The sequence below is a fragment of the Candidatus Stygibacter australis genome (genome assembly GCA_030765845.1).
Lineage (GTDB): Bacteria > Cloacimonadota > Cloacimonadia > Cloacimonadales > TCS61 > Stygibacter > Stygibacter australis.
On sequence record JAVCDJ010000260.1, the window covers coordinates 1 to 14,197 of the forward strand.

The 14,197-nt window shown below is 37.9% G+C and carries 7 protein-coding genes; 4 read left to right on the top strand and 3 right to left on the bottom strand.

What is annotated here, in order from left to right:
- Positions 1 to 482: 482 nt before the first annotated feature.
- Positions 483 to 1,604 carry a protein kinase family protein gene (locus RAO94_12985; protein MDP8323256.1) on the bottom strand — a complete coding sequence of 374 codons (1,122 nt, stop codon included), beginning with the start codon at positions 1,602 to 1,604 and terminating at the stop codon, positions 483 to 485.
- Positions 1,605 to 2,527: 923 nt separating this feature from the next.
- Here RAO94_12985 and RAO94_12990 point away from each other — a divergent pair.
- Both RAO94_12990 and RAO94_12995 read left to right on the top strand, forming a co-directional pair.
- Complete coding sequence (locus tag RAO94_12990) at positions 2,528 to 2,881, top strand: hypothetical protein (protein MDP8323257.1); 354 nt, start codon at positions 2,528 to 2,530, stop codon at positions 2,879 to 2,881.
- Positions 2,882 to 2,973: 92 nt separating this feature from the next.
- Positions 2,974 to 5,910: a T9SS type A sorting domain-containing protein gene (locus RAO94_12995; protein MDP8323258.1), complete on the top strand. Its 2,937-nt coding sequence runs from the start codon at positions 2,974 to 2,976 to the stop codon at positions 5,908 to 5,910.
- Between the two features lie 89 nt (positions 5,911 to 5,999).
- Here the strand turns inward: RAO94_12995 and RAO94_13000 are convergent, their stop codons facing one another.
- Positions 6,000 to 7,031: a radical SAM protein gene (locus tag RAO94_13000; protein MDP8323259.1), complete on the bottom strand. Its 1,032-nt coding sequence runs from the start codon at positions 7,029 to 7,031 to the stop codon at positions 6,000 to 6,002.
- A 563-nt stretch (positions 7,032 to 7,594) separates the two neighbouring features.
- Here RAO94_13000 and RAO94_13005 point away from each other — a divergent pair.
- Entirely contained in the window at positions 7,595 to 8,173 is a 579-nt protein-coding gene (locus tag RAO94_13005; protein MDP8323260.1) for a TerB family tellurite resistance protein, read from the top strand.
- A 232-nt stretch (positions 8,174 to 8,405) separates the two neighbouring features.
- Here the strand turns inward: RAO94_13005 and RAO94_13010 are convergent, their stop codons facing one another.
- Positions 8,406 to 12,254, bottom strand: coding sequence for a choice-of-anchor D domain-containing protein (locus tag RAO94_13010; protein MDP8323261.1), 3,849 nt, complete (start codon positions 12,252 to 12,254; stop codon positions 8,406 to 8,408).
- Positions 12,255 to 12,583: 329 nt separating this feature from the next.
- Between RAO94_13010 and RAO94_13015 the strand changes: the two genes are divergently transcribed.
- Positions 12,584 to 14,137, top strand: coding sequence for a PAS domain S-box protein (locus RAO94_13015; GenBank protein MDP8323262.1), 1,554 nt, complete (start codon positions 12,584 to 12,586; stop codon positions 14,135 to 14,137).
- Positions 14,138 to 14,197: the final 60 nt, after the last annotated feature.

The window sequence follows — 14,197 nt, forward strand, 5'->3', positions numbered from 1 at the left end:
CGTTTACTTCATCATGCTGAACCGGTAGTTATGGCTGGTGACAGTTATAGAATGAAGGGCAAAATTAACTGAAAATCTGTACCAGTTACGAGTGCCAAAACTGTACCAATTTAAAATGCCATTGACAACTCCCCCCTTATATTTTATCTAACAATGATTCCGCAACTTTAACTCGAGCTTTGTGCAATTCAAACATTTTATATTGATTTATAATTCTTGTGTACTGCCCGATTAGTTCTTGCTTTTTATTAATAATATGTGTCGCATATTCATGTGATTTGTCATTGAGTCAAAAAACCCTTAGTTGTTTTAATGTCTGATTATTGCTTATAACTGTAATAGTTAAATTTAATAATGATGTAAGAATTATTAAAACAACTTTCTCAATCAATTGATCATTATTCAGAAAAGTGATTTTACTACTCATATATACTCCTATAACTTTTATTGATGATTATCAAATCCTTGTTACTGAAAATGATCTAAAATGGAACTTCATCATCCTTTTGAGTTCTTTGAATGGAATCTAGTCGTATTTTTAGGTTATTGTAAATTATGTTCTGCTTCTCAAGAGGATTCCCTATCATTAATTGAACAAAATTCCTTATTACATCCATTTCTAGAAAAACATTTGATCTGAATGAATAACCACCGTCTATGAAACAGTATATTAACTTTCTATTATCAAATAAATTATCTTCAAGTAAAGTATTTTGTTTCAACTTCTCCAAGTTATTTATTACTTGCTGTATTTCATCAATGTATTTCGCATCGTAAAAAATTTCTCCTATTACACTTAGCAGCATATCTGCAAATTGCTGATATGTAAGCTTTTCACTGCTTAAGAAATTAATTCCTGAAAACTCTCGAGTAGTGATTTGCTTGTTAATTTCAGATGCAGAACCTAATCTACTTGAAGGGTCACTGCAAATCATGTGCCTTAAAATATCACTGTATTCAAAAGTAGTTATATTATTGTTGGTGATTAATAATTCAAACAATTTTCCTATAAAATATATCTCAGTGGAATGATTATAGATATTATCTGAAAATTCATCTGGTAAAGAGCACCACCAATTTAAGTTTATACTTTTTTTCTCATCACTGTCAAATTTAATTTCTTTACCAAATCCGAAATCAATTACTTTTACATTTCCTTCTGGTGTTACAAGGATATTTGGACCTCTAATATCTCGGTGAAGAATGTTATTCAATTCTAAATACTCAAATGCCTGTACAGTTTGTAAAAAAATACTGTTAATTTCCTCAGGATGCTTCTTGAGATATTCTTCAATATTGTGTCCATCAATGTATTCCATCACAATGAATCCTGTGTTTGTCTTAGGATACAGATAGAAATTGAAAATCCTAACAACATTACGATGATATAATAAGTGCATAAGCTTAATTTCATTGATAAAATTGGAATAAAAATCACTTCTCTGAGATTCATATTCGGGTGAATATTTTTTACATACAAATTCTGTATCAATTTCTTCATCTCTTAGCAAAACAGTAATGCCGAAACCACCTCTATTCAAATACTTCACAAAAGTAAGATCTTTATTTCTAGTAAATTTTATTATTTCGTTTTCTGTTAACATCTACTCTCCATGTTATTGCTATTTATGTTTTAAGGATGTAATGTTACATTAAATTGTCAAGTATTCTTTTTTCCGAATCTGTCACACCGCCTTAGGAGACTGTTCAACATCACGCCGCCCCCTGTAACAACTTACGCTTCATAATATCAATAATATTGCACACTTTCAGGTTTTCTTGACAAATTCGTGGCAAATCGATGTTTTCAATAAAGCACTGTTCAAAATATATCGGATTGTTGATTGTTTCTTTCAGCCATAATGATGTTATCAATTGCTTAACAAACTTCTCAGGTTTCAAACCGTACCTTTTTGCTATAACTTAAGAGATTTTCCGATTCCATCTCTCAGAAGCATTCGATGTTATGCTCATCGTCAGATATTTCCAATCATGCAATATATTATTTTTCACATAGCTTGAAACCCCTGGCACTCCCATTCCTGCCAATGTTAGTTAACTTTCAGGTGAGATTACTAACCTGATAAGATCAATTACATAGTAATATTTAGCTCTTTCCAACCTCAACTTTCGGTAATATTCTTGAATTCGTGCCAGGTCACCTAATCAGTCTTCGACTTGCTATTCGTGATTGAATTCTTCACTCTGTTTCTGGAATTAGATTTTGGTTTAATCACCTTCCAGCACCATACTGGCAAGAAAGGGGCAATAAGTAAGCAAGGCAAGACTGAACGGCATAACACATAGATGTTATGCCGTTCAGCCTTGCACTACCTATAGGTTGCCCCTTTGTTACCAGAGTGTCTCCTGGAGTGTTCAAGGGTGTCTCTTTGGGGCTTGGTTATGTTGGCTTGGCAGTGAGTTTAAAAGAGATATTTCTATTACCTAATCTGTGCGATTCTGTTTTGTTTCAGATTGCTAATATCTTTGTGCAGATTGGGTTGCGAAATATTGCAGGAATACCTTTATGGTATTTCAAAATCTTTCACAGCATCAAGATGCCAAAGAGATTAGTGATATGAGCAAACGAGAATCGCTCAGGTTAAGTATTAATAATGTGCCGGTATGTGTGGAAAATCATGATAATGATTTTTCTCAGAGCAGGTTTATAATTGGGAGTTCAGTTGGTTTTTTCTTCTGGTTTATTAATATTGGTGAGATTTTGCTGATTGATATTATTTGTAGTGTTGGTCAAATAAAAATGAGTAATCAGATTTTATGGAACAAATTATGCTTATGTATAATATTGAAAATTAAATTATATATTGATAATGCATATTTGTGTGTGGAATTGCTGGAGTATATGGGATTTTGGGACTAATGATAGAATCACAGGTAATTCTACTATACACAATAGTGTAAACTTTGTAAACAGTTGTGAAACTAGTAGTCAAAAATGGCAAAGGAGATATTATGCGGAAAACTATTTTATTATTATTGGTCCTGGGTTTGATTACAGGGTTATGGGGATATACGGCTTGGGAAGAAAACGGGATGGCAATTCGTCAGGAAACAAATTTATACTGGGAAGGCACTGACGCTCAGTTGAGTGACGGCAGCAGCGTGATAATCTGGAGTGATGCAGCTAATGGAGAGCAGGAAATGCGAGCCCAACGTATTGATACGGAAGGTAATATTTTGTGGGATGAAAATGCTGTGCAGCTTGTGAATACTCACTTCATTACCCATGGCTACACTATCAAAGTATCAAATGATGATATTTATATCAGTTGGCTGGAAACCTATAATACTTATCAACAACGTTTGCGGGTACAAAAGCTGAATGAATCGGGTGAGATATTATGGGGAGAAACCGGATTGATAGTATCATCGATGTGTGAAACTCTGGGATGTAGTTATAATATGGAATGTGATGCAGAAGGAAATACCTATTATCTCCTGAATTGCGAGGAAGATGCTTGGTATCAGGTCAGAGTGATAAAGTTAGACCCAAATGGAGAGACCTGCGAGGGCTGGTCTTCTGATGGGATCACTATGACAAATTTGGATAATAGTCAAGATGAAGGAGCTATGATAATTGCCGGGGAGAATATATTTTGTATGTGGGCAGATGATCGTTCAAATAACTTCAGAAATTATTATCAGTTATTCAGTCCATCTGGCGAAGAGCTTTTAACGGAAAATGGAGAGCTTTTATTTGAGGATGCCCTCACAGAATCAATTCCAGTTTTATATAGTACAGCAGAAGGCAAAGTTATAATCTATTCTTTTGTATTTGGTAATGAAGGTAATGATTTAAGGATAAAATGCATAAATGAAGCAGGAGAAAATGCCTGGGAAAACGACTTGATAATGGATAATTATCACGCTTGCCACCTCAAGCTTGTGCCTTCTGGAGAAGATGAGTATTTCTGCAGTTGGGTTTCATATCAAGACGCACATTATACATGGTTCAGTAAATTCAATATTGACGGTGAAATTATTGGAGAACCTATAGTGGTTTCTTCCAATACTTATTTTGGTGTTTCAGATTTTGCTGCTGATCAGAATGGCGGTTTGTGGTATTGTCAATCTGAAAATTCTCCTCCAGACATCTGGCTGCAGCATTTGAATTCAGAAATGGAGGAAATGTTTGAACCAGGTGGCAGATTGATATTTGATCAGGGCAGAAGGGGGTTTTATCCTCAGCTTTTGCAATGTGAAGAAACTGAAGTGATGCTGGGCTGGTATGGAGATTGCAGTAGTGAACAGCGGATCTATCTTCAGAAGGTAGATAATGCTGGAAATCTGGAATACGGTGAAGAAGCAGAATATATCTATAGCCAATTGAGTGGCAGCGTAGATGGTTTTTCTATTGCCGGTTGTGACGAATTTACAGCAATATCCTGGATAGATACGCGTTCTGATTCTGTAATTGGAGAGGTATATCTGCAGATAGTGGATAATGCAACTGGTGAAAAGCGTTTTGCCGAAAATGGTATATGTGTGAGTAATGGAGCAGGAAGAAGAATTGTGATGGCATTATCAGAAGATAATACGCGCATTGGTATAGGTTTCCGGAAATGGGGAAATAATGGAATATATTTCCAGATGACAGATATTGAAGGTAATATTTATTTTGACGACGCAGGTTTGCGGCTGATAGAAGAGGAAGTGGAATTTCTAAATAATGATCTGCAGATCATTACCGAAGGTGATGGTTTCAATCTTGCCTGGTCTGGTCATCTGTTTGAGAATGAAGTAGCTTTGTATCGGCAGAGAGTGACGGCAGCAGGTTTGCAATGGGGACTAAACGGACTTGTTTATCAGGATTTTCCTGCTTATAGTGATTGCAGCACAGAAGCTTTAGTAGAAGATTATTGCCTGATAATGAATGATGAATATAACCAATCGAGTTTACTGATAGCACGATTTGATGAGAACGGAGATGTTTATCCGGGCTGGGAAATGCCTGGGGTGAACCTTTCGGGAGCCAAAGAATTTCTTCGTTATCACGATGCAGAACTGATTTCTGATCAATTACTGGTTATCTGGTATGAGAGAATTGACATGACAGATCGCAACATTTATGGTCAGCTTGTCAATCCAGATGGCAGTATAGAATGGGAAGAGGAAGGCAGATTGCTGCTGACTGATTCTGCTGCTCCCGCTACCATTTCAGACCTGGAGATAATTGATAATAATACCTTCCTGATTTCCACAAAACAGATGGACACATTCAATTTAAAAATCCAGAAATTTAATCTGGAAGGTGAGCAATTATGGGAAAATAATGGGGTAGAACCCTTTGCTCAGGAACATTGCTCGGGGCATGAAATATCTTATAATAACGGTGTGATTTCAGTATATGCGAAGTTCATACTGGAAAATGATAATTATGATATCTACGGTGCTTTTTATGATCTTGATGGCAATCTGTGGGAAGGTATTCCAGAAATAGGTTTCCCGGTCTGCAATATACCCAAAGATCAGGGTTATTTCCAGCTTTCTACTGATTCTGCCGGAGATAACTATCTGGTCTGGAGTGACAGCCGGGCAGAGTTCTATCAGGAAGAAGATCCCAGTCTTTATATGCAAAAAATAGAAGTTCCGACTGTAGCAGTGGGAGACGATGAAATAGTCAGCTTTATTGAGATAAATAACTATCCTAATCCTTTTGTTGGTAAGACATATTTAAGCTATGAATTACCACGCAGCGAAGAAGATGTTTTCATTGAAATCTATAATATCAAAGGTCAATTGATAAATAAAATCCCTGCCGGACAGGAAGGTGCAGAATGGGATTGCCGTAATATGCAGGGCAGACAAGTTGGTTCCGGCGTATATTTTTATCAGTTAAAAGGCGAAAATCTGCAAAGCCAGGCACACAAAATGATCCTCCTGAGGTAATATAACTCTTCTGAGTTTTTTATCTCTATAACAGGATGGGCAGTATAATGGAGCTGTCTATCCTGTTTTTTTTCAGCATTTTTGACTGATCATTTCACCATTTTTATGGCTTTGAAAATATCTTTTAAATACTTGTGGCGGAAAACTCCTGCAGTAAGGGTATAGCAGGTATTCCAGCAGCCTTTGCACTTGCGGAACTGCTCCCGTTTGGCTTTCCATACTTCCGAAGCAAATATCTCTGAGAGAGTCTGCTTGAGAATATTACCCACCGGATCACCAAAACATACCTCAACTTCTCCATCAGGATTGATGAAAAATTTGCTGCCAAAAGAGGGCATGATCAAATATGGACAGAATTTTTCAAAATTATCCTGCAGATAATCTGTATAACCAAGCATCAGCCAATCAGGCGTCCATACTGCCTTTGAAGCCTGGGCGAGTTTTACAATTTCCCCTATTGCTGCCATATCTGTGTGCTTGAGTTCCTCACATTCTTTCTGATTGTCAGAAAGCCAACGATACATATCCAGATTCACTTTCCAGCCCAGTTCTTCTGCCAGTTTGAATATATCAGGGATCTGCTGCAGATTCAGTCCATTGCAGACGATATTCATACCGACTTTCCGCTTAATTCCTTTTGCCTGCATAAGAGCATTAATCTTTCGCATATTACTTTCTACAATTGCTGCCACATCTTTTGCACCTCGCAAATAGTCAGCAGTTTCACCAAATCCATCAAAAGAACAGGAAAGTGAAACAGGATATTTTTCCAAAATACTCAACAGCTTTATAAAAACGCTTTCCGGATAGTATAGCGTAGTTAGAATGTGCAGACGTAAAAAACCGGTCTTATGAGCATAAGCTACAAACTTCTCAATCTCAGGATGCAACATCGGTTCACCTCCAGAAAGAGTTAAACCAAGAGAACCCTGCCCTGTCAGCCGCTTTAGAATCACCTGGAAATCACTAAATCGCATAAACTCATTATCAGTTTTCTGTTGTGGAATAGTGCATTGCAGACAGTTTTGCGTACATCGATGCGTAAGCAGAATATTAGTAAGCAGCATAGAAGGCGTACCAGCAATCCAGTTCCTGAAAGGTTTGATCAATCTATTTATCATGTTTTCAATTACATCCTCAACTTTTCATTATATTTATTTTATCTTTACCTTTCTGTCAAATGAAATATCCTTCCAATCTAATTGATTATAGAGAGACTGTTCAATCTTTATCCTATACGTAGATCAATCGTCCTTGATTGATTGGGTGTAAAGAATGCTTAATCGAGGACGATTAAGCTACATAATGAGAATGTTCAACCTAAGTAATTGATATCGTTGCAGGTTTTCATTTTTTGTAGCAAAAAAGTGCATATATCCATCATATTTGTCAATTTTAGTGGAATTGACCTGTCTGAGACCTGCGAATTGGCTTGTCCTTCGCAATGGTTGACCGATATGATCAGAATATTAACATGGCTAACTGGATTAATGGTATAGACTTATAATTTGCTGTCCTCGTATCAAGCATTGCGTAGGTCTATCGACCATCCGCAAGGTTTTGGCTGGTGGAGATTGAACAGTCTCATTTTAAATCCGGCGAGATGGGTGATTTTTTACTTGACAGAAATTAAAAAAAATCTTTAATTAAGATAATAAAATAAACTTAATAAATGGAGGTTAAAATGACAAGGTGGAAAAATAGTATTGGAAGTATAATTTCTGTTACAAAAGAATCCAACTATTCTATAGAAGATTTTTTTAAACCTAAGAATTATCAACCAAGAACTGATGAAGAAAAACAAATTTTTGAAGAATTTTCCCTGGTTACCAGTAGTATGGCAATCTTAATTCACATTGCTGAAGCAGATAGTATTCTTAAACGTGAAGAGAAAGAACAGATTATTAATGACATAATCTTTCAATTGGAGCAAAGACCATACGAGCTCACTAAACTTTCTGAGAAATTTGGTAACTATGAGAAAGAGATAATATTGAATATTTTTGATAAAATTTTAGAAGATTATCAAAATAATAATCTAAACTTAGATAAAATTGTGGATGATATCTGCTTGATTTATCAGAACAATCCTGAAAAACGTTATTACCTGATTCGTTTGTGTTATTATTGTGCTCTTTCTGATAATGATTTTGATAAAACTGAAATGGATGCAATCCAAAATTTAGCTGTAAAAATGCAAGTCCCGAGTGATGAATTAAAACGAATTGAAAAAGAAGTTAAACTGGAAGTATTGAATAAATAAAATTAAAACTTACCTCCAATTCACAAAAGTCATCCTCAATCAACACCGGAGAAGACAGTTAAGCGACTTGCTAAAATACCTCCATTTAGAAATTTCAAGGTTCTTATTCACATTTGCTGGCAAATTAAATCAATTATATCTAGCATCCCACCGCAAATAAAAACTTTCAACAGCTAAGTGCATGTGCACCGCCGGCTATTTCCAGCGGTGCAAGTCATACTTATCTTGTCATTTATTTGATCATTACCATTTTATAAGTTTTACTGAAACTACCTGTACTTAAACGGTAGAAATAGATGCCTGAACCATATCCCTTTGCCTGCCATCTGAAAGTATGTTCCCCGCTGCCAAAGCTTTCTTTTATCAGCCTTTGACCTTTGACGTTGAAAATGCTTAATTCACCCGTTTCACCTACTGCTATCTGGAATGAAATGGTGGTTTCGGGATTGAAGGGATTAGGATAATTTCCGTTCAGACTACTGACAACAGGATCAGAATTTAAATAAACTGTCCTTCTGATCTTTTCAGTATTTATTACCAGAGAAAGACATATTTCAGAAGCATTGTGCTTGAAAGGAATGCTCAAAAAATCACCCTTAATCTCGCTTGCTGATGCCAGTGCCAGGGTATAATCTTCCTGATTATAAGCCATAATAACTTCTTCACCTGAAATATTAGGATTTCCCAGTATTTTATCGCTATTATCAACCTGCAAAGTAAAGGCATAAAGATTTTTCTCAGAGCTAAAGATCAGTCGATCATTTTCCACTCTAATATCTACATTTGCCAGTGGAGCATCACATCTGAGCGGTAATTCTACCGGGAATATTTCTATGATTCCAACCACATATTGCAAAATCAGAGCAGAATCATAGGCTCCTACTTCATCATTGCCATCCACATCTGCCACAGCAATACGCCAGTCTTCCCAGGGCAAGGGTGCTACAACCGGATCCAGTCCCACCACATATTGCAAGGCTATCGCTGCATCAAAGGCTTCTACCTGATCATTATCATCAATATCTCCAAACTGATGATAGCCGGTATAGATGAAACCTACTGTGACCATCTCAGATTCTGCCATTTCATATACAGCCGAAATCCCGATTTCATAATAGTGATTAAATATCAGACCGGACATCTGAAAAGACGTTTCCTCTGTTTGCGCCATTAAATTACCATCCCAGTAGATATTAAATAGCAAAGCTCCAGGAGGAGCTGTCCAGCTTATATATCCACCTTCATCTGCTGTCACATTTTGCGGAGGAAGAATTTCTTCTTCAGACGGCATAATGATCTCCACTTCAGTGGTTTCACCTTCTATCACAGTTACATTCATTGACACATTGAGATATCCCTCCAATGAAGCATTTAAGGGGTAGTAACCTGGAGGTAACTGCAACATGAAGTATCCCGAAACATCCGTGATCACAATAATTCCACCTATATCTATTACAACTCCTTCCAAAGGCTGCATATTGCTGTCATATACATATCCCTGAATAGTTCCGACAGCGGAAGCTGTTCCACCGGAATAGCAATAAACCCAGCCATTACGTCCTCCGGCAACCACTTCCATGCTGCCATTGCCATCAATATCATGGATCACGCCGATGGCATCTACGGGAGTTCCCACATATACTGATGAAAGCTCTGAGCCATTCACTCCATCCAGATAATAAACATAAGAACTGGTAAATAGAGTACCTACCACCACATCATTTATACCATCACCGCTGATATCATCAATGCGTGATAAATTCCAGGGCTGGTCAGCTACCGGCTGACTCCAGATATTAGAGCCATCAAAACCATCTAAGACTACTGCATTATCAAAAGTGCTGTGAGCTACACTGATGTCAGGATAGCCATCACTATTCACATCGTCCAGCAAAGCAAAGCGCAGGATAATGGAAGTGCCAATATTTCCGCTCCACAGTTCGTTTCCGCTGGCAGCATTCAGTCCATAACAATTTCCGCTGAAATCACCTGCTGCCACATCACTAACACCATCTCCATTAATATCACCTAATTGTGCCAAAGCCCATACAGATGACCCCGAAGCTGCATGAACCCACATCTGATTACCATTAGCACCATCTATTCCATAAATAAGTCCTGTAGTCTCATTAACATTTGAGGCACCTGTCACAGCGTCAGGCACTCCGTCATCATTAGCATCAGAAATCCCGAGCACAGAAAACTTAGGTCCGGCAGTATAAAACTCCCAGATAGATATTCCGCTAACTGCATCAAGACAGTATGCTCTTTGCGGACCAGTGCCATTACCATCATTTCCCACTGCTGCCAATATATCATTAAGCCCGTCATCATTATAATCATAACTGCTATCAACCTGATAGACCCAGCCCCCGCTGCCATATTCTGTGGTATCATGTTCCCAGATCACTTCACCAGTGAGCCCTGAAAGCAGATAAATAGTTCTGCCCCCTGCTGTCCCCACTGCCACATCAACATAGCCATCATCATCAATATCATCAGCGATTGACAGTCCTGACTGTGAATACACATTACCCAGTTCAATTTCCCAAACCACATCTGCCCAATCAGCAGAATTTCCATTAAAGCAGCGGATATAGCCATCTTCTGAGCAGATGATCACATCATCCCGATTATCACCGTTCACATCTGGGACTGCACTAATAGCCTTTGGGCTGTTATCATAACTCGTGTCTATCTCATATTCCCAGATCTGCTGACCTATCGTGAAATTCTGGATCTCTCCGATTCCCGCTAAACTCACTTCAAACGGGCTTTCATCCGGGTCATTACTGACTATCATCAGATTCCCTGGATAGTTCATCTCAGCTGTTGGATTGAACCATACACTAAATTCAAAAACTTCATTTGTTGCCAAAGTTACCGGCAATTCATCAAGGACATTTATCTGATAATTTTCTCCCGCAATATCCATATCACTGATAATTAGATCGCCTGTCCCCTGATTACTGATCATTATTGGTTCCCCGGTATAGCCATTCACGCGCACCGTACCAAAATCAAGGCTTACCGGAGTCACTTCAATATCGGCGTCAGCAAATACACCACTACCCGTAAGCTCCACTTCCTCCAGCGGGTTCACAGGATCATTGGAGCCAATCTCCATAATTGCACTGAAATCTCCCCAGTTATCAGGACTGAAAGTGATGCCAATATAACCAGTTCCTCCCGGCTCTACAACCAGAGGCGGTTGAAATATAGCTGAAAACTGAGCAGAGGGTATTTCCACAGAAGTCACACTCAAATTCGCTGTCCCTGTATTATTTACTGGCAGATCCACATTACCCGTCTCCCCCACTATCACTTCTCCAAAATCATATTCTGTGAAGCCCAGCTCGATTGCAGGATTACCACCTCCTCCCAGATCAACTTTATAAAGATAATCCTGACCAGCACCCTGTCCATTATCACAATACCAGAGATATTGCCCATCGTAGACAATTCCCGAAGGATCCACACCCTCAGAGGCATGACTTTCGATCAGACTACCATCGGTGGGGTCTATCTTATAAAGCGCATCACCCCAGTAATCTGCCATCCATAAAAACTCGTTTTCCCTGCACAAATCCCAGGGCTGATTATCTGGAGCAGCAAAACTCTGCAAAATATTACCTGCATCATCCAGCCTATAGATGAATCCATCAGGATCATAGTAAGTACTCACCCAGAAATCTCCACTATCATAACAAATACCAGACATATAATGATCTGGTAGATTAAATTGAGAAATGATATTGCCATTCATATCCAGTTCCATTGCGATTGCCGGATTCGCAGCGGAACCGGGATGATCAGTTGTCCATAAATGCTCTCCATCATAAGTGAGACCAAAACAATCTCCAAGATCAGGAACACTGAATGCAAATTGCCAGCTCCCTTCAGCAGGATCTATCTGATAAAATTCATCACCATCCACGCCATATATCCCGCAATAAAGATATTCCCCATCCCAGGCAAGACCCGCTGCCCCTTCCGGTACGATAAAAGTTTCTACTACTGTCCATTCTCCTGATAAGGTCATCACCATAACAAAAATAAGAAAAACTAAAAAGCGTCGCATAATTCCTCCTGCGTAAAATAATTATTTTATCATTCCCTGTCCCGTTTATTGCCCTTATTATGTATATTATCACTCATCATGTTTCCCAAACCAAAATCTAAATATCCCCAAATATTTATCAAGCAATAATCTCAAAGTTTTCTTTCGACCCTGAAAAAAGAACTATTTTATTCCGATCTCTTATTTGATAGGAAGATAAAATTTCATTGGTTATGTTCAAATTTCAGCGGAATTGATTGCCAAAACTCATAATCTGATTACATTATATAGCGTATAAATGTGTGCAAGCTTAGAAACTTGGCTTGAATCACAGTGATGAAGGGGAATTTATGGAGAAATGGAATATCAAAAGTGCATTATTAATCGCTTTTGATCATGAAGGGAGCGGATCACTTAGTGAAATTTTGACTGAAAGAGGTTATCAAATATTCCGAGTTGGAAATCTACTCGAAGCTCTTAAAATACTGGAAACAGAAAAGATAGAATTAGTATTTATAGATACGGAAAAGGAATTAGATCCTGCTAAGAAGATCTTACTTGAACTCAATAGCGAGATAAAGTATCAGGATATCGTTAAGATAATTATCACAAATTCTTCAAAAATTGATAAGTCCCTGGAAGAGTATGACAAACTTGGTGCTTATGGATATATCCTTAAACCTATAAATCAGCGATTGATTAGTTTTAGCCTTGATACCCTTATTGATCAGCTTGAATCCAGGAAACAACACTATATCCGGCACCAGGATTACTCGCTATTGTTCAATAATTTTCGGGATGCAATTCTGGTAGCAAATACTAATCGGCAAATTATCGATTGTAATCCAGCTTTTGAAGAATTGTTTGGTTACAGTCTGGAGGAATTACAGGGGAACCAGACTATAACAGTATATGGCAGTGAGGAAGATTATAAGAATCTGGGTAAATCAATACAGGATCATAAGGATTCCAAGGGAAATTTCAATTATATCGTAAATTACCGGAAGAAAGATGGAACAGTATTTCCCGGAGAAACAAGTGTATTTTTCAAGCAGGATGATGAGGGCAATGTTCTTGCCTTTGTAGGCTCTATCAGAGATGTGACAGATAGAATTAAAGCTGAGGAATCATTAGAGATCTCATTGACCAAATATATGACGCTTTTTAATTCTTTACCCATAGGTGTAACTATAGCTGATAAAGAAGGTCAGATAGTTGAGAGAAATCAAATGGCAGAAGATTTGCTTGGTATAGCAAAGGGGAAAAAGAAACAATTAATGATCGATGGAAAACCCTGGAAAATCATTCACCCAGACGGGACTGAGATGCTACCAGAGCAATTTGCCCGTGTTCGGGCACTAAAAGAAAATCGGTTAGTGGAAAATGTGGAAATGGGAATCGTGAAAGAAACCGGTGATGTGACCTGGTTAAATGTTTCATCAGCTCCAATACCATTGGAAGGTTATGGCGCAGTTATAACTTTTAATGATATCACTGAAAGAAAACAGATTGAAGCAAAACTAATAGAAAGTGAAGCATTTATAATTAATACCGGAGAGGCGGCATCAGTGGGTGGCTGGGAAGTTGACCTGGTTAACCAGTCTGTTTACTGGAGTGATATAACCCGTAAAATTCATGAAGTACCTGAAGATTATCAACCCACCCTTGAGGAAGCATTAAAATTTTTTCCGGGAGAATCAGGAGAAAAATTAACTGCCGCGATGGGAAAAGCCATCAATGATGGAGAGGGATATGAACTGGAATTAGAGTTTCTCACAGCAATGGGGAAGCATCGCTGGATAAAAACTCTGGCTACACCAGAAATGCAGAGTGGTAAATGCATAAGTCAACTATATTATCAGCCCTCCACAAATTTCGGTGTAATAACACCTCAAAATGTGTAGGGCGATTCACATATCGTGTTAACTTTAAACATAATTAACTAACTTTTTTAACATAACCGT